Genomic DNA, 16,616 nt, shown 5'->3' with positions numbered 1-16,616 from the left:
AGTCTCACCTGAAAACTCAGGGAGAACGCTGATGAAAGTAGCTGACCTCGAAGGCATCGCGCTGGATTATTGGGTGGCCCGCAGCCTGCACGATTTCGTGCGAGAAATTCACTTCACCGACAGCGGCGAGACCGTCGCCATCCGCGGGAACGATCGTGGCCGCCCGTGGGATGGCCGTTTCACACCGACCACCTCATGGGACGCCGCTGCGGCAGTGATGGAGCGCGCGCGTCGGCTCGAAATGCGCGAACGTAGCGGGGGAAGCCCTGCACACTGCGTGGCGGAATTCGAAGGCGGCCGCGGTGAGGTGGAGGGGCGTGGCGACTCGTTGCGCGTGGCGTTGCTGCGGGCTTTCGTGGAAAGCCGGTTTGGCGATAGCGTGGGCGAAATGCTGCACGAGTCGCAGATGCTGGTCGACAACACGGCTCGGCGCATAGCCGAAGCGACTGCAGGCGATACTTTTGAAGAGGTTCCGAGCCCGGACGGGCACATCGGCGATATTCAGTCTCCGCCGCGGCCATAAGGACGACGCGGCGATCACCGTGCTGTCGCGAGCGGTTGACGCAGAAATGCGCCGGAAAGACAAAGGGCCTTCCAACTGGAAGGCCCTTTAGAGGTGGTGCGGCTGGCAGGATTCGAACCCACGACCCCTTGGTTCGTAGCCAAGTACTCTATCCAACTGAGCTACAGCCGCACGCGAAACAGGTGGTGCACTACTTCACTAAAACTGGGTAAAACATAAGGGCCTCCCCGGAGGGAGGCCCTCGAATAAGTGGTGCGGCTGGCAGGATTCGAACCCACGACCCCTTGGTTCGTAGCCAAGTACTCTATCCAACTGAGCTACAGCCGCACGCAGAAACGAGATTATAGCAAAGGTTTCAAAAAAGGGAAGCGTGTAACTGCGATTTGTCTCATTGTCATGATCGTGTACCCTAGTGGAGCAGCCGTTTGCTGCAGCTTTATGGATCATCATGAACAAGGCCTTTGTCAAAGAGTCGAGCGACGATAATGACGACGATCTCGACGTCGCCCAGCCGGAAATCCCCGCCGGAACCAAAAACTACATCACGCCTGCCGGTTACCACCGCATGCGCGATGAACTGCTGCATTTGATCGACGTCGACCGGCCAGAGGTCGTGAAGCTCGTGTCATGGGCTGCGTCGAATGGCGACCGCTCGGAGAACGGCGATTACATCTACGGCAAGCGCCGCCTGCGCGAGATAGATCGGCGCATCCGCTTTCTGACCAAGCGTCTGGATCTCGCCGAGGTTGTCGACAGCAGCAAGCAGGAGAACGTCGATCAGGTCTTTTTCGGGGCGACTGTCGAATATGCGACAGAGGACGGTGAGGAGCACACCGTGACGATTGTCGGCATCGACGAGGTCGATCTCGATATTGGACACGTGAGCTGGATATCGCCGATCGCACGGGCGTTGCTGAAGGCGAAGGTGGGTGACACCGTGACGTTGTACACGCCGGCCGGTCCGCAGCCAATCGACATTCTCGACGTCAAATATCCGCCTGCAAATAGCGACGTCTAGTCTGCCACCTCGTGCAGATTTGCCCGCACGGAGCGTTTTCAGGCAATAAAAAAGGCGCCGCGAACGGCGCCTTCCATGCTGCGAGTCCTGCCAGCAATGTTAGAAGCGGTGACGCAGACCTGCCGTGACCGCAACCTGCTTGTTGTTGCTCGAAGCACCCAGACCGTTGATGTCTGCACCAACGATCGCGCCTTCGTTGACCTGCTGGTATTCACCCTGCAGATAAACGTCGGTGCGCTTGGACAGTGCGTATGCCGTTTGCAGATTGAACTGATTCCAGTGCGGACGGGTGCCCGCGAGGCTCGCGCGCGTGTACGTATACGAACCGGCAATGCTGACAGCCGGCGTCAGAGCGTAACGAGCGTTTGCTTCGTAGTTCTGGAAGTGCGCGCTGTTGTTCGGCAGGCCGATGCCGCCGGGTTGACCCGATGCACCTGCGCCGATGCCGACGAGACCCGACAGGTTCGTCTGCGAATAGACGAGGCCGACGGTTGCCGGACCAAACGCGTAGCTGGCGCCTGCGCCCCACGTCTGCTGACGGCCGGCGAAGAAGGTGTTGTCGCTGGACACTGCACCACCGGAGTTGAACGCTGCAGCCGCGCCGGTCGCGCCGTTGCTGTTCAATTGCAAATACGCTGCGCCGACGTTGAGCCCGCCCCAGTTGTACGATGCGCCCGCGCTGTATGCGCGGTTGTTTGCAAAACCGTCAGCCTGGTTCGAGAAGCCATACAGGCCGCCGAACTTGAAGCCGCCGTAGTTCGCGCTCGTGTATTTGACCGAGTTGTTGATACGGAACGAGTTGTTCAGGTTGTCGTTGTCGAACGGGTGGGCGAACTGCGTGCCGCCGTATTGCGTACCGGTCAGCGCCAGCGGGCCAACGTAGTCAACCATGCTGTCGTATTGACGGCCTAGCGTAACGGCGCCGAACTGGTTGCTCGACAAACCAACGAATGCCTGACGGCCGAATTCGCGACCGCCTTGTTTCAGCGAGCCGTCATTGATGCCGAAGCCGTTTTCCAACGTGAAGATCGCCTTCAGGCCGCCACCAAGGTCTTCGGCACCGCGCAAGCCCCAACGGCTGCCGTTCACCGAACCGCTCGTTTGTTGCCAGTTGCTATGACCGTGCTGGTTGTTGGTGTACGTGATGCCGGCGTCGATCAAGCCGTACAGCGTGACGCTGCTTTGAGCGTGCGCCGCAGTTGCAAAAACGCCCGTCAGGGCCGCGACCATGAGAGTCTTTTTCATTTTGTTACTCCGAAAGCGAGAGTGAGCGGTGAATCGTGCTTCGGAAACCTTCACGCGGGCGCTGCGAGAGGCGTATCCGTGTCAAGGTGCGCTTGAAGGTAGAGCGCTGATTTCCGGTTACGCAAAGTGTAGAGAGAGGCTCGATTCAATGGACGTTTCGATTCTCGCAATAAAGAATTACTTGGTTCGAAACGATGAAAGAATTCCGCCAAAGCCTTGCTGGTCAATGGCTGCAGGCATGCCAGCAAGTATCGGAACTGATGAATGCGAAGTGGCGTTGCGAAATTGCGACGGTAATTCGATGCGAAAAAACAACGAAATCCAGCCGTCAACTTATTGTTGTCGTTCTAGCAACAGACGATTGTATTTTGTGTGAATAATCGGATTGGGATTAAACGCTATACTGAAAGTTCTGCTTTCCGAAGCGGACTTTTTCGTTGACGAAAAAGATCTCCAAACCTTTGTCGGCGCGACTTCCCAGTCGCGCTTTTTTTTCGTCCGCTAATTGGCGAGTCGGCGGCGAGTTGGCGTTATGGCGCCGGGCGATGATCAGTGCGCAGATGCGGCGCGGTCCGCACTCCACTCATCCGCTGTGGTCGCGGTCCAATCTTCCATGACGTAGCGTCGGGCGTCCATTGGGGAGGACAGCAGGTTCTGCCAGTGGTCGCCGTGCCACATCGGATCGAATTCCAGCGCCGATGGCTGACTTGGCTCAGATGGGAGAGGGGAGGCGGCGGGCGATCGTTCCAGATGAGGAATCAGATTGGAAAGGATTCGGCGGATATCACTGAACTGCATGGCAACCTCCTGATGCGCATTACCGCAAACGCTGGTTTCATGATCCGTTTGCGTCGGTCCGCGAACAAGTCGGAGAAACACTTATCAACGTTGCGGCGCGTTACAGGCACTGGCGGTCGGAAAATACTTCTTTCTTTTTATTCAATGGTTATTCGGTCTGAGTAATATTGACGTAAGCGCGTGGAGCGATGCGTTTACGCTGTCGATATGAACGCCCCATCTATCGCATCGCAGAAAAAAGTGCGTATCGCCGGAGTTTCAGCGGACCTATTTAAATAAAGGGCGCCAAATCCATCCGGCGAACAATTTGTTAAGCGCACAAGAAAAAGAATTTCCAAATGCCTTACTAAACCTGCGACTCAATTACTCACGGTCGATATAACGCGCGTACTTTTCAAGCCCCCCGCCGCGTTGCGAGATGAGACTGCCGCCGACTCCCGGAGACCCTTTGCCGAGAAGGACGGACAAGGCCCTGCCGATGCCCGCAGGTCACCGGCCGCCAACTAGTGCATACTTGGCGCAAAGTCACGCGTCCAAGCATTCCTTTCATGTCTGAACAGTTTTTGTCCGAACCGGCCCTCAGCGATCCCATCGTCTTTGTCGATCTGGAAACCACCGGCGGCTCGACTAACGAGCACCGTATTACCGAAGTCGGCGTCGTCGAAGTAGGGCCGGCCGGCGTCTCGCGCTGGAGCAGCCTCGTCGATCCGCAGCAACCGATCCCGTCGTTCATCCAGCAGCTCACCGGCATCACGAACGCGATGGTGCGCGGCGCGCCGACGTTCGACGCCATCGCGCCCGAACTGTTCGCCCGACTCAACGGCAAACTGTTCATCGCGCATAACGCCAGCTTCGACCGAGGGTTTCTGCGCGGCGAGTTCCGCCGTGCCGGCCTGTCCTTCGACCCGGACGTGCTGTGCACCGTGCGCCTGTCGCGCGCGCTGTTCCCGTCTGAAAAGCGCCACGGGCTCGATGCGCTGGTCGAGCGGCACTCGCTGGTGCCGTCCGACCGGCATCGCGCGCTTGCCGACGCCGATCTGATCTGGCAGTTCTGGCAGCGACTTCACGGCCTCGTGCCGCTAGACGTTCTGCGCGCGCATATCGAGCGCACGACGCGGCGCTATCGGTTGGCAGGCGACATCACCGAAGATCTGCTTGAGACCGCACCTGCCGGATGCGGCGTCTACGCATTCTATGGAGACGACGACTTGCCGCTGTACGTCGGACGGAGCGTGCGTGTCCGTCAGCGACTTCGTGCACATCTGACAGGCGAGCGACGTTCGTCGAAAGATATACGGCTTGCGCAGCAAGTGAGGCGCGTAGAGTGGCGCGCCACCGGCGGCGAGTTGGGTGCGATGCTCGCCGAGGCGCAGTGGATCGCGACGCTGCGGCCGGGGCACAACCGTGTGCCGCGCGTATCGAAGAGCGATCCTGCGGGCGCGCCGTGGCCGTTCCAGGGGCCTGTCGTTTTCGAGGAGCATGAAGAAGCGTCGCAGGCGCGCGCTTTCCATGTCGTAGACGAATGGTGTTACATCGGCCATGCGCCGTCGCTGGCGCAGGCGACCGAACTGCATGCGGCCAGTCTGGCCGGCGGCTTCGAAGCGTCGACCTACAAGATTCTTCAGAGCCACCTTGCGCGCGGGTTGCGGATCATGCCGCTCAGCGTGCTGGGCGCCGCGCCCGTCGTAGGCGTCGTTTGATCGCGCTCGCCTGATTGCGCGGCTGCCACGCGTGACCGGGCGAGGTCTCGTTATCCCTCGCCGCGCAACGTTCGTCCTTCGCCCGCTTCTTGCGTCTACCGAACCGTCAGCCGGTTGCGCCGACGCCACCGCTTTCGCATACATGCCCAAGCGCGCGATTCAATGCAGTTGAGCGCGCGGAATCGTAGCGAGTCAGAGACTTCCAGCTAGCCAGCGATTGCGCGACGCGCGACGGACAATCCGGCGCCGCGCGCAGCGGTTGCACGCGAGCAAGGCCGGCGACGAGCGATTGCGTCAAGCGATCCAGTTGTGGACGCGTGCTCGTTGCGAGGTCGGGAGCCGGCTCCTGCGGCGGCTGCGTTGCGCGCCAGCTCGCAAAAAGCGCGTTCTGCACATCTTTGCTCGCGTCGATCTGATCCTGGAAGAACGCGCGCGCGAACGCCGGATCGACATTGGCGGCTGCCGCTCGTTTCTCCACATCAGCAAGCAACGCCTGCTCGCGTGGCGTGTCGGTGATTGCCTGGTGATTAGCCCACTTCCAGCGCGCGACCGGTTCCGCGAGGGCGAGTCGCTGCGACGCGAGCGCGATCAGATTCGTGAGCGCGGTATCGTCGCCGTCGGCGAGGGCAGAACCAGGGGCAGCCAGGAGTGATGCGAGAAGGGCGAGCGCGCACGGCGCGGCGAAGCGAAACAGGCGATTCATAAGGTGGACGATGGCCGGGCGGCTGTAAAAGGAAAGCTGAAGCATAGACGATGCTTCATTGCCCAAGCGTCTTCGCCGGCATCAAAGCGGCGCTGCCGGTCGCGCCAGTACAGCAGTTCACGCGGTCAGAGGCGGTCGCAGGCTCGAGTGCGAGCGTCAACGCCAGTCAGCGCTAGTCCGCCTGGAGAGTGTGATCCAAAGAAATCAGCGAGCCGCGCAGCACCGCGCCTCGTGCCATAAGCACAAGGACCGCTACCGAGTCGCGCCGCTGCACAATTACTTTGCGTCGCAAGACTTGCGTTGTTCGTCGAAAAAGGCGCGCACATGCTCCGGCAATTCCGCCCCGAGAAACTCGACGCCGACAGGTTCCGGATCCGGGCTAAAGACTTTGTCCGGGGTCGGGATCTTCGGTGGTTTGGCATCCATGATCGTTCTCCTTTACAAACCGATTATCGGCCTCGTGCCCCGTTTCGCACCAGTGTCCGATTAACATCACATCATCTTTGTTGCTTTAACGGCACAGCGCACCATTTCAGCAGAGCTTCTGATGAAATTTATAGGTTTGCTTGTGTCGTCGTTCGTGGTCTTGCGTACAGTTTCGACGTCGAATGTTTCAAAATTCTCTCGCGAGCCTTATCTGACGGGCTGTTGCGAAGGTGAGCGGCACCCTCGCGGTATAAGTCGTCAGTATGGTCCGGGTATTCCCCGATTGGCGATCAATTGGTGCATTGCGATATCGGCATAATCTTCCCGGTAAAAAGCGAACGTTCGTTTATTGCCGATCGGACATTTATTCTGTCGTAACCGCGGTGATTACTTTGTAAACGATTTATTTGTCACCTCGTTGACGAGGCGCCAAATTTTAAAGCGCGATGCGCCATAAGGCTCTCCTCGCATGCGAGTGCGTTAGCCGTGTCGTGTTTGCCGGCATCGACGTCGCGCACTTTGCGCCAAAACTTCGTCTGCTTGAGTGACGAGCCTCGCCGCATCAGCGTCGAATCCTATGATGAAGGTGGCTGGTTTCGGTCGGCCACAGTGCGGTGGACAACTGATCCCGGCCAGCCAACGCGGAAGATGGTTGTCTTCGCCTTCAGAGGGTTCGTCATGGAAAACGGTGTGTACTGGAATGGACGGCAGGTCGGAATCGAATGCGATGGCCGCATCTCGTGGTTTCCGTCAGCGCCGAAGGAAGCAGTCGCTGCGTACGGCGACGCTAAACGCACGGAAGGCAAAGACGCCGTTCAGATTCAGATGAGCGACACGATCGTCGCGCGCAACCTGGGAACAGTCGCGCAATTTGGTAGACCTGACTCGCGGGGCTAGGAAGCGAGCGGAATAGGCCGGCGAAAAGCAAAAAAGGTCGACGAAAAGCAAAAAGCCCAGTCACGAGGACTGGGCTTTTTGCTTGAATCTTGATGGTGCCGGAAAGAGGAATCGAACCCCCGACCTTCGCATTACGAATGCGCTGCTCTACCGTCTGAGCTATTCCGGCATCAGGAGAAACGAGATTATAGGGACTTCTTTATTGGCTTGGCAAGCCCTCGAATCACTTTTTTGTTTCGAGATGGTAGCGGGTCACGCGGTCCACTTCGTTCTTCGATCCGAGGAACACCGCAACGCGCTCATGCAAGCTCTTGGGCTGAATGTCGAGGATGCGCTTTTCGCCGTTGGTTGCAGCGCCGCCCGCCTGTTCGACGATGAACGCCATCGGGTTCGCTTCGTACATGAGCCGCAGCTTGCCCGGCTTCTCCGGCGTGCGCTTGTCGGCCGGATACATAAAGATGCCGCCACGATTCAGGATACGGTGCACGTCTGCCACCATCGACGCGATCCAGCGCATATTGAAGTCGCTTTGACGCGGGCCGTCTTTACCCTGCTTGAGTTCGCCGATGTACTGCTCAACCGGCGGATACCAGTGACGTTCGTTCGACGCATTGATTGCGTACTCCCGCGTTTCGACAGGAATGCGCATGTCGCTTTGCGTGAGCACCCACGAACCGAGTTCACGGTCGAGTGTGAAGCAGTTCACGCCATTGCCGGTGGTCAGCACCAGCACGGTTTGCGGTCCGTACACCGCATAACCCGCAGCAACCTGTTCTGTGCCTGGCTGCAGGAACGACTGTTCGGTGGGCTGCTGGCCATCTGGGCAGCGGAGCACCGAAAAGATCGTGCCGATAGAAACGTTCACGTCGATGTTCGATGAGCCGTCGAGCGGATCGAACACCAGCAGGTACTCGCCCTTCGGATAGTTCGCGGGGATAGGGAAGAACTGCTCCATTTCCTCCGACGCCATGCCCGCCAGGTTGCCGCCCCATTCGTTGGCTTCGAGCAGGATTTCGTTCGACAGAATGTCGAGCTTCTTCTGTACTTCACCCTGGACGTTCTCGCTGCCCGCCGTGCCGAGTGCGTCGCCCAATGCGCCTTTGCTAACGTGATAGCTGATCGCCTTGCATGCGCGTGCGACAACTTCGATCAAAAGCCGCAGGTCGGCCGGCAGGTTATTGGTTTCCCGCTGCTGCTCGATCAGGTACTTCGTGAGAGTGGTACGACGTTGCAAGGACATTGCTGTACTCCAGGAGGCTTGAGGAATATCCCGATTTTAACCGCTCGGTGTGTCCGCTCTGTGCTTTTGACATCGGAGCGCGCATGCAATGGCGCCCGATCGGTGCCAGCGGCGCTGCGTGAGCGAGCCGTTCAGCCTTTGCGCCGGGCCTTTCCGCCCGCCGCGTTGCCGCTCACGCTTGCTGCGAGCGCCGCAGCCCGGGCGTGTTCCGCCGATACCTTCGGCAGCTTCGGGCGGTCCGCCTTAGGCATGGGTTCTATCTCGCGTTCGATCTGCTCGCCCGCTGCCGCCGTGGCAACGCGCAGGTCGTATGCGATTTGCAGGTTGAGCCAGAACTGCGCGCTCGCGCCGAAATAGCGCTCGAGGCGCAGTGCAGTGTCGGCGGAAATCGCGCGCTTGCCGCGGACCACGTCGTTGATGCGCGGCGCCGGTACGCGCAACGCGAGCGCAAGCGCGTTGACTGACATGCCGAGCGGTTCGAGAAATTCGCTGCGCAGAATCTCACCCGGATGGATCTCCTCGATGCTGTCTCCCGCGTCGATGTCGGAGAAATCGATACTGTCCAGATCGGAGCGTTTGATGACCATGCCGGTCTCCCAATAATCAGTGATAGTCGACAATCTCAACATTCAGCGCCTCGCCTTCGATAAAGTGGAAACAGATGCGCCACTGCGCGTTGATCCGGATGCTCCATTGCCCGCTGCGCTGGCCTTGCAGTGCTTCGAGCCGGTTGCCGGGCGGCGTGTGCAAGCTGTGGATGCAGTCTGCAGCGTCGATCATCAGTAACTTGCGGTACGCGAGCGCCTGGATATGACGCGGCAACGTATGCACGAACTTGCCCTGAAAGATTCTCGCCGTAGCCTTGTCGCCAAATGTCGTGATCATGGGATGATATAACGCATTGAGTTAAACGTAAACCGTTAAATGGATGCGTTTACTTTCACCCGTCCGGACGCGGCCGACCAGTCAGCCAGACGGCTAACGTCGATGCGAGTCTGAGACCCGAAGTCGTCGCAAAACAAAGGGCGAAAAAAAGCCGGCAACGTGTGCCGGCTTTTCGATACGGAGGACCGCGTCAGAGGAGCGTCATGCGAGCGCTTTCTCGACAATCTCACGCACGTCGCGCGATTTGACATGCGACGCCACTTTCTCCAGCGCCGCGCGCATGCCTTCGCGCAGCGTCGGCGTGAAGCGGCGCCACAATTCGAGCGACCGCGCGAGGCGGGCGGCCACTTGCGGGTTGATCGCGTCGAGTGCGATTACCTGGTCCGCCCAGAACGCGTAACCCGAGCCGTCTTCGGCATGGAATTGCGCGGGGTTGGCCGCGCAGAAGCTGAAAATCAACGAGCGCGCGCGGTTCGGATTTTTCAGATTGAAGGCCGGATGCGTCATCAGCTTGCGTACGACGTCAATGACTGGACGTTGCGCGCTGCCGCGCTGCGTTGCCTGCAAAGCGAACCACTTGTCGATCACAAGCGGCTCCTTGTCGAAGCGCCGGTAGAAGTCGTCGAGCGCATGCTGCGCTTCGGCGCTGCCGCCATTTGCCGCCGACGCATTGAGCAACGCGGACAGCGCCGCCGCGCGGTCCGTCATGTTGTTCGCCGCATCGTATTGCGCGGACGCGAGCCGCACCGTTTCCGACGGATCGTCGAGCTCAGTGAGATAAGACAACGCCAGGTTCTTCAACGCACGGTGGCCTGCCGCCGCCGGCGTGGCTTCGTACGGGCCGGGCGTGCGATGTTGCTCGTAAATCTTGAGCCAGTCGTTCTTGAGTGCATTGGCGAGGCGCTTGCGCACGAACTGCCGCGCCGCATGCACGGCCGCCGGATTGGATTCGGCCATCTGCTCGGCGAGATACGCTTCGGACGGCAGCATCAATGCAAGTTCGCGGAAGGCCGGCGAGAGCGACTCGTCCGTGAGTACGCGTGCGAACGCGGCCGCCACCGAGTCGTCGAGCTGCAGCTCCTCGCCGCTCGCGGCCCGTCCGGCTAGCGTCAGCAACTCGCGCGTGGCGAGCCGTTGACCGGCTTCCCAGCGGTTGAACGGATCGCTGTCGTGCGCGAGGAGGAACGCCAGTTGATCCGCCGAGTAATCGTATTCGACGATCACCGGCGCCGAGAAATTCCGCAGCAGCGACGGCAACGGTTCCTGCGCCACATTGACGAACGTAAAGGTCTGTTCGGTCTGCGTGAATTCGAGCACGCGAGTGGTCGAGTCCGAAGCCTTCGGCTCGCTCTCCAGTTGCAACGGCAAGTCTTTTCCGTCTTTGCCGATCAGGCCGATCGCAAACGGAATCAGCAGCGGGCCTTTTTGCGTTTCGCGTGCGGCCGGTGCCGCGTCGCCATAACCTTGCGTGAGCGTTACGCTGTAGCGCTGCTGCGCGGCGTCGTAACGCGTGCGCACCGTCACCCGCGGCGTGCCCGCCTGGCTGTACCAGCGCTCGAACTGCGCGAGGTCGCGGCCGTTCGCGTCGGCGAGCGCGTGACGGAAGTCGTCGCAAGTCACGGCCTGGCCGTCGTGCCGCTTGAAATACAGGTCCATGCCTTTGCGAAACCCTTCGCGGCCGAACAGCGTCTGATACATCCGCACGACTTCGGAGCCTTTCTCGTAGACCGTCATCGTGTAGAAGTTATTGATCTCGACGTAGCTTTCGGGACGCACCGGGTGGGCCATCGGTCCGGCGTCTTCGGCGAACTGCATCTGGCGCAGCACGCGCACGTCTTCGATGCGCTTGGTGGCGCGCGCGGCTTCGGCACTGCCGTCGGCCTCGCCGGCGGCCATGTCGGCCGAAAATTCCTGATCGCGAAATACTGTCAGGCCTTCCTTGAGGCTCAACTGGAACCAGTCGCGGCAGGTCACGCGATTGCCGGTCCAGTTGTGGAAATACTCGTGGCCGACTACCGCCTCGATATTCGCAAAGTCGGTGTCGGTCGCCGTCTCGGGGTTTGCCAGCACATACTTCGTGTTGAAGATGTTGAGTCCCTTGTTCTCCATCGCGCCCATGTTGAAGTCGCTCACGGCGACGATCATGAAGCGGTCCAGATCCAGTTCAAGCCCGAAGCGCTCCTCGTCCCAGCGGATCGAGTGAATCAGCGAATCCATTGCGTGACGCGTCTTGTCGAGATCGTGCGGCTCGACCCATACCTGCAGCAGCTTTTCCTTGCCCGAACCCGTCTTTACTCGCTCTTCCAGCGCAACGAGCTTGCCGGCGACGAGCGCGAACAGATAGCTCGGCTTTCTGAACGGATCTTCCCAGCGCGCGAAATGGCGGCCGTCCGGCAGATCGCCTTCTTCGAGCAGATTGCCGTTGGACAGCAGCACGGGGTAATCGGCCTTGCTGGCCCGCAGCGTAACCGTGTAAGTGGCCATGACGTCTGGCCGGTCGAGGAAGTACGTGATGCGGCGAAAGCCTTCGGCCTCGCACTGCGTGAAGAAATTCCCACTCGAAACATACAGGCCGGAGAGCGTGGTGTTCGCGGCCGGATTGCAAATGTTCGTGAGCGTGAGCTCGAACTTCTCCGGCACATTGTCGAGGACCAGCCCGTGTTCGTGCGCATGCGCGTTGGCGAACGGCTGGCCGTCGAGCGTAGCGCTGACGAACTCAAGCTGTTCGCCCATTAGCTCGAGATGCGCGGCGCGCGACGCGTCCGGATTGCGGCGCACGCGCATTGTGTTCTTCACGACCGTGCGTTCCGGCAGCAGGTCGAATTCGAGTGCGACGGTGTCGATCAGGAAAGCGGGCGGCGCATAATCGGCGCGGCGGATCACATTGGGCGTTGCGGTATCGGCCATGGCGTTCTGTAGTGATGGGACTCGAGCGGCCGGCGCACAAGGCGTGTGAGCCGGGCTTGTCGAGCCATTGTACAAAGCCTCGGCGAATCGTGCGGAGCGAACTTTCGACCGTTCCCAACGCGCCGCAAAGCCGGCGCGCGACCGGCCGTCCAGACAAACACAGGCCCACGCGGCGGGGCCCGGAACGTGAGGCCTGGCCTACGGTCTACGTACAATACGAACCCGAGCCGACCCAAACGCTTCACGAGGTAGACCATGAAAACGAATCGATGGACGCGCCGCGCCATGCTGCTGCTGGCGGCGCTGACCGTGCTGCTGTCCGGCTGCACGACTTATGTGACGACGCAAGTCACCGCGTTCTCCGACTGGAGCGGCGGCGACGCGACGCGCACCTACGCGTTCATGCGCGAACCCGATCAGCGGAACAATCTCGAACTGACCACGTATGAGCACATCGTCGCCAATGAACTGGCCACGCACGCGTTTCGCCAGGTGGACGGCGCGCAGGCGCGCTATCTGGTCGGACTCTCGTATGGAATTCGTTCGGACGTGGTGACAGTGGCCGAGCCGGTCTATTACAACCCGTGGCCGGCGCCTTACTGGGGGTGGGGGCGTCCGTACGATCCGTGGGGGCCGTGGGGACCGTTTCCCGCCGGATACGTGAACCAGAGCTATCCGATCTTCACGCATCTGCTCGGTGTTCGGATCACGGAGCGCGCGACCGGCAAGGAGGTCTACAACGTGACCGCGCGCAATTCGGGCGGCGAGTCGTCGCTGGTGAGGGCCATGCCGTATCTCGCTCGCAGCGCGCTCGCAGACTTCCCGCTCGGCAATGGTGTTGTGCGTACGGTCAAGATTCCGCTAGGCACCGGCGCAGGCGCTCCGAACGAAACGCCTGTGCCCGCCGCTGCCCCGGCATCGGCAATGGCGCCCGCGCCCGCGTCCGGCGCGAAAGCCGCGCAGTGACGGAGCGGTGACGGAGCAGTGACAGGGCGGTGACGCGCGGCGGCGCGCAATCCGGCTGGCGCCCGGATCGCGCGGTTCGCTTCAGATTCCTGCGCCGAACAGCGCCATTGTCCCGAGAACGACGAACAGCACGGCGGCGATGCCATGCACGACGCCGGTCGGCAGACGGTGAGCGAAACGGTCGCCGAGCAGGATCGCCGGCACGTTGGCGATCATCATGCCGAGCGTGGTGCCGGCCACCACGCCGAAGAAATCGTGAAACCGCGCGGCCAGCGCCACCGTCGCGATCTGCGTCTTGTCGCCCATCTCCGCCAGGAAAAATGCCACGACAGTTGCGCCGAAGACGCCGAGGTGGGTGCGGTTCGTGTTGGCCTCGTCATCGGCTAGCTTGTCGGGCACGAGAATCCACAAACCCATGCCGATGAACGAAATAGCCAGCGCCCAGCGCATCACGGTCGGCGTGAGCAGCGAGCCGAGCCACGCGCCAAGTGCGCCCGCGCCCGCGTGATTGACGAGTGTCGCCGCCAGCACGCCCAGAATAATTGGCACTGGCTTCCGATAACGCGCGGCAAGCACGAGCGACAGCAATTGCGTCTTGTCGCCGATCTCGGCGAGCGCGACCGCTCCGGTCGAAATGAGAAAAGCGTGGATCACGTTGTTTTGAATTCCTGGGCCGAGATTGAACGAGCGACGACCCACGACACGCCGGGCCCAATTGCGGCAGGGTGTGGGTCATCGGTCTCGCCAGGCCTGAGGCTGCGGCTGCCATGGCCGTAACGGCCAAGTCTGTTGACAGGCGCCCCCGCGAGTTCGCGTTCCACGAGCCCGGCCTGCTTGCCGGACGAACGCGCTGCGGGGCGGCTACTCCCCAATGAGGGGCGGATTATAGCAGGCGTGGCATGACGGCCGCAGCGCCGACCCTTGCATCGGCCGGCAAAACGAATGTATTGAAGTGCAACAGCCTTCGCAGAAAGTTTATTGAAAGTTTCAAGCTGCTTTCAACGTAAGCCGCGTTGCGCAACACTGCAATCCGACAGGAAAACACACCGCCATAGGTAGATTCCCAAGCGTCCCTTGAAACGTCCGCGAAATCTAATATCGCCTGAACGGCACCGTGGCAATCGCGACACGGATACAGATGGATACGTCTTTTTTGGCTGATTTAAACGAAAATCTTCAGTATGATTCCGGCCACTGCGGGAGCCGGAGCCAATTTATAAGGTCGATTGTCAGAGGCACCTAAATAATCCGGCCGATGTGCCGTTAATTTCGGTGAACCTACAAAAAGACTGATCGACCCGCGGCTGGAGTTGCCGGTCCGCGCGGCGCGCATACGCTATGAAGGCTGCGTGTTCCGTCAGGCGCTTCAACCTCTCCCTGCTTCTACGCGCGAACACCGATATGCCCGATCCGCACTGGACCATTCCGGTCGCTCGCTGGTCTAGCTGGCCTGCCGCCGCTTCTGCCGCACCCGACATCGGCTTTATCGAGCCGATCGTGCGGCGGCGTCTCAGCACTCTGTCCAGAGTCGCGCTGAAGGTTGCGCACGATTGTGTCGGCGCCGACGAGGCCCGCGTCGTGTTCGCCTCGCGGCACGGAGAATTGCGCCGCACTACCGACATCCTCCGCGCGATCAGTTCCGGCGAGCCCGTCTCGCCGACCGCCTTCAGCCTCTCGGTGCTCAACGCCATGACGGGCGTGTTCGGCATTGCGCGCGGCGACCGCTCGGCGGCGAGCGCGATCTCCGCCGGGCCCGAAACGCTCGGCTATGCGCTCCTCGAAGCCTATGCGCAATTCGCGACGCAGCCTGCGTCGCCGGTATTGCTCGTCTACGCGGACGAGCCCGCAGATCCCGCATACGGCACCATTGAAGACGAAGTCCAAGGCGGCGCGATCGCTATTCTGCTGAGCAGCGAAGGCGCATTGGGCCACCTCGTGTGCGCGCGATCCTCGGTTGTCGCCCGGGACACCGCGCGCGCAGTCGGCCAGCGCGACCCCGGCCCGACGGCCGCAACTGCAGCATCGGCTAGAAGCACAGCGGCCGTTGCAGCCGCTGAAAAATGCGTAGCGCTGGGCCACAGCGCGGCAACAGGTGCAACTGGCGCGGCGCAACCGCCCGATACCGCCGAAGCGGAAACGCGCTTCGCCACGCAAAGCCAGGCGCTGCTGCACTGTCTCGAAACCGGCAAGCCGGCGGCCTGGCAGGGCGCCGGCGCTCTCTGGCATTGGGGATGGCATGACTGCGCGGCTTGATTACGCCTGGCGACTCTTCGCCACCGGCATGGCGTTCGTCGTGTTCGGCATTTGCGGCGTGCTATTTTCTGTGCTCGTGTTTCCGCTCGCGTGGCTGTGGCCGCATCGCGCGTCGCGACAGTTTGCGGTGACGGGCGTGATCCACTGGTTCTTCCGCGCGCTTGTCGCCGTACTGCAGCGCATCGGCGTGATGGAGCTCGAAGTCTCGGGCGTGGATGCGTTGCGTGCACGCACGCCGTCCATCGTGGTCGCGAATCACCCCACGTATCTCGACGTGATGGTGCTGCTCTCGCTCACGCCGCATGCATGCTGCGTCGTGAAAAACGCGCACTGGAGCAATCCGTGTTTCTGGGGCATCGTGCGCTCGGCGGAATATGTCAGCAATGTCGATCCCGCCGAACTGGTCGAGGCCGGCGCGAGGCAGCTGGCCGCGGGCTATACGATGATCATATTTCCGGAAGGCACGCGCAGCCCCGCGCCGAACCGGTTGCATGCGTTTTCGCGCGGTTTCGCGCATATGGCGTTGAAGGTCGGCGCGCCGATCGTGCCTGTGCTGATGGATTGCGATCCGCCCGCGTTCACGAAGCAGATGCGCTGGTACCACGTGCCCGCGCGAGCGTTCCGCATGCGCGTGAACGTGCTGGAACCATTGGGCGTGGACCAGCTCAAGGCAGACGACACCACACCGGCTCTCGCTGCGCGCAGCGTGACGAGTGCCGTCGAAGCACACATTACTCAGCACCTGTTCGATTATGGATTCTTTAAAACTGGAAATTAAGCAGCTCCTCATCGAAGCACTCGATCTGGAAGACCTGAGTCCCGCCGATATCGACGACGACGCGCCGTTGTTCGATACCGACGGCATCGGTCTCGATTCGATCGACGCGCTCGAAATCGGCATCGTGCTGCGCAAACAATACCAATTGACCATTGCGGCAAACGACGAACGCACGCGCGAACACTTCCGCTCGATCAGCACGCTGGCCGCGCTGGTCGAGAGTCAGCGCGAAGCGGCGCACGCTGCGAACGAAACCAACAGAAAAGGGGAATAAATC

The 16,616-nt window shown here is 60.9% G+C and carries 17 protein-coding genes, 3 tRNA genes and 1 riboswitch; of the genes, 8 read left to right on the top strand and 12 right to left on the bottom strand.

Going from position 1 to position 16,616, the window contains the following annotated elements:
• Positions 1 to 31 precede the first annotated feature (31 nt).
• Positions 32 to 523 (top strand): phage protein NinX family protein, encoded by a 492-nt coding sequence (locus tag SB753_RS13655; protein WP_410800415.1) that lies wholly within the window; start codon positions 32 to 34, stop codon positions 521 to 523.
• Positions 524 to 617: 94 nt separating this feature from the next.
• Here SB753_RS13655 and SB753_RS13650 read toward each other — a convergent pair.
• Together SB753_RS13650 and SB753_RS13645 are read right to left on the bottom strand one after the other, a co-directional pair.
• Positions 618 to 694: transfer RNA gene (locus SB753_RS13650), tRNA-Arg, on the bottom strand.
• 79 nt (positions 695 to 773) lie between these two features.
• Positions 774 to 850: transfer RNA gene (locus SB753_RS13645), tRNA-Arg, on the bottom strand.
• A 121-nt stretch (positions 851 to 971) separates the two neighbouring features.
• On the opposite strand from SB753_RS13645, the gene greB reads away from it, so the two are divergent.
• The gene (gene greB / locus SB753_RS13640; protein WP_204522315.1) at positions 972 to 1,541 is read left to right on the top strand and encodes a transcription elongation factor GreB; all 570 of its coding nucleotides are present in this window, start codon (positions 972 to 974) and stop codon (positions 1,539 to 1,541) included.
• Positions 1,542 to 1,640: 99 nt separating this feature from the next.
• On the opposite strand, the gene SB753_RS13635 is transcribed toward greB, so the two are convergent.
• Both SB753_RS13635 and SB753_RS13630 read right to left on the bottom strand, forming a co-directional pair.
• Complete coding sequence (locus SB753_RS13635) at positions 1,641 to 2,786, bottom strand: porin (protein ID WP_087752786.1); 1,146 nt, start codon at positions 2,784 to 2,786, stop codon at positions 1,641 to 1,643.
• 549 nt (positions 2,787 to 3,335) lie between these two features.
• On the bottom strand, positions 3,336 to 3,584 hold the full coding sequence (locus SB753_RS13630; protein WP_204522313.1) for a hypothetical protein: 249 nt from the start codon (positions 3,582 to 3,584) through the stop codon (positions 3,336 to 3,338).
• Positions 3,585 to 4,132: 548 nt separating this feature from the next.
• On the opposite strand from SB753_RS13630, the gene SB753_RS13625 reads away from it, so the two are divergent.
• Positions 4,133 to 5,284: an exonuclease domain-containing protein gene (locus SB753_RS13625; protein WP_410800414.1), complete on the top strand. Its 1,152-nt coding sequence runs from the start codon at positions 4,133 to 4,135 to the stop codon at positions 5,282 to 5,284.
• 106 nt (positions 5,285 to 5,390) lie between these two features.
• Here the strand turns inward: SB753_RS13625 and SB753_RS13620 are convergent, their stop codons facing one another.
• Complete coding sequence (locus tag SB753_RS13620) at positions 5,391 to 5,987, bottom strand: chorismate mutase (RefSeq protein ID WP_310068583.1); 597 nt, start codon at positions 5,985 to 5,987, stop codon at positions 5,391 to 5,393.
• Positions 5,988 to 6,263: 276 nt separating this feature from the next.
• Complete coding sequence (locus SB753_RS13615) at positions 6,264 to 6,413, bottom strand: hypothetical protein (protein WP_006050185.1); 150 nt, start codon at positions 6,411 to 6,413, stop codon at positions 6,264 to 6,266.
• A 678-nt stretch (positions 6,414 to 7,091) separates the two neighbouring features.
• Between SB753_RS13615 and SB753_RS13610 the strand changes: the two genes are divergently transcribed.
• Entirely contained in the window at positions 7,092 to 7,310 is a 219-nt protein-coding gene (locus SB753_RS13610) for a hypothetical protein (RefSeq protein ID WP_410800413.1), read from the top strand.
• A 93-nt stretch (positions 7,311 to 7,403) separates the two neighbouring features.
• Here the strand turns inward: SB753_RS13610 and SB753_RS13605 are convergent.
• From SB753_RS13605 to pepN, 5 genes are all read right to left on the bottom strand, one after another.
• Positions 7,404 to 7,479 (bottom strand) — tRNA-Thr (locus tag SB753_RS13605).
• Between the two features lie 54 nt (positions 7,480 to 7,533).
• Positions 7,534 to 8,550 carry a class 1 fructose-bisphosphatase gene (locus SB753_RS13600; RefSeq protein WP_020069041.1) on the bottom strand — a complete coding sequence of 339 codons (1,017 nt, stop codon included), beginning with the start codon at positions 8,548 to 8,550 and terminating at the stop codon, positions 7,534 to 7,536.
• 131 nt (positions 8,551 to 8,681) lie between these two features.
• Positions 8,682 to 9,137, bottom strand: a complete 456-nt coding sequence (locus SB753_RS13595; RefSeq protein ID WP_410800412.1) for a HigA family addiction module antitoxin — start codon at positions 9,135 to 9,137, stop codon at positions 8,682 to 8,684.
• Between the two features lie 16 nt (positions 9,138 to 9,153).
• Positions 9,154 to 9,435, bottom strand: a complete 282-nt coding sequence (locus tag SB753_RS13590) for a type II toxin-antitoxin system RelE/ParE family toxin (protein WP_020069039.1) — start codon at positions 9,433 to 9,435, stop codon at positions 9,154 to 9,156.
• Between the two features lie 201 nt (positions 9,436 to 9,636).
• On the bottom strand, positions 9,637 to 12,342 hold the full coding sequence (pepN, locus tag SB753_RS13585) for an aminopeptidase N (RefSeq protein WP_410800411.1): 2,706 nt from the start codon (positions 12,340 to 12,342) through the stop codon (positions 9,637 to 9,639).
• Positions 12,343 to 12,597: 255 nt separating this feature from the next.
• Here pepN and SB753_RS13580 point away from each other — a divergent pair, with 255 nt between their 5' ends.
• Entirely contained in the window at positions 12,598 to 13,308 is a 711-nt protein-coding gene (locus SB753_RS13580) for a DUF4136 domain-containing protein (RefSeq protein ID WP_310352586.1), read from the top strand.
• Positions 13,309 to 13,389: 81 nt separating this feature from the next.
• Here SB753_RS13580 and SB753_RS13575 read toward each other — a convergent pair whose 3' ends face one another.
• Positions 13,390 to 13,962: a TMEM165/GDT1 family protein gene (locus tag SB753_RS13575; RefSeq protein WP_027804801.1), complete on the bottom strand. Its 573-nt coding sequence runs from the start codon at positions 13,960 to 13,962 to the stop codon at positions 13,390 to 13,392.
• Positions 13,963 to 13,974: 12 nt separating this feature from the next.
• Positions 13,975 to 14,190: riboswitch (yybP-ykoY riboswitch) on the bottom strand.
• A 519-nt stretch (positions 14,191 to 14,709) separates the two neighbouring features.
• Here SB753_RS13575 and SB753_RS13570 point away from each other — a divergent pair.
• The 3 genes from SB753_RS13570 to SB753_RS13560 are packed head-to-tail and all read left to right on the top strand — an operon-like array spanning position 14,710 to position 16,613.
• Entirely contained in the window at positions 14,710 to 15,561 is an 852-nt protein-coding gene (locus SB753_RS13570; RefSeq protein ID WP_410800410.1) for a beta-ketoacyl synthase chain length factor, read from the top strand.
• A complete protein-coding gene (locus SB753_RS13565) occupies positions 15,545 to 16,339 on the top strand; it encodes a lysophospholipid acyltransferase family protein (protein WP_020069034.1) in 795 nt (264 codons plus the stop codon). Before SB753_RS13570 ends, SB753_RS13565 begins: the two co-directional genes overlap by 17 nt.
• The gene (locus SB753_RS13560) at positions 16,314 to 16,613 is read left to right on the top strand and encodes a phosphopantetheine-binding protein (protein WP_020069033.1); all 300 of its coding nucleotides are present in this window, start codon (positions 16,314 to 16,316) and stop codon (positions 16,611 to 16,613) included. Before SB753_RS13565 ends, SB753_RS13560 begins: the two co-directional genes overlap by 26 nt.
• Positions 16,614 to 16,616 lie beyond the last annotated feature (3 nt).

The sequence above is a fragment of the Paraburkholderia sp. SIMBA_053 genome, from assembly GCF_046534895.1.
In the GTDB taxonomy this organism is placed as follows: domain Bacteria; phylum Pseudomonadota; class Gammaproteobacteria; order Burkholderiales; family Burkholderiaceae; genus Paraburkholderia; species Paraburkholderia caledonica.
Note: the sequence above shows the minus strand (reverse complement) of the source record. Positions and strands in the feature narration are given on the sequence as shown.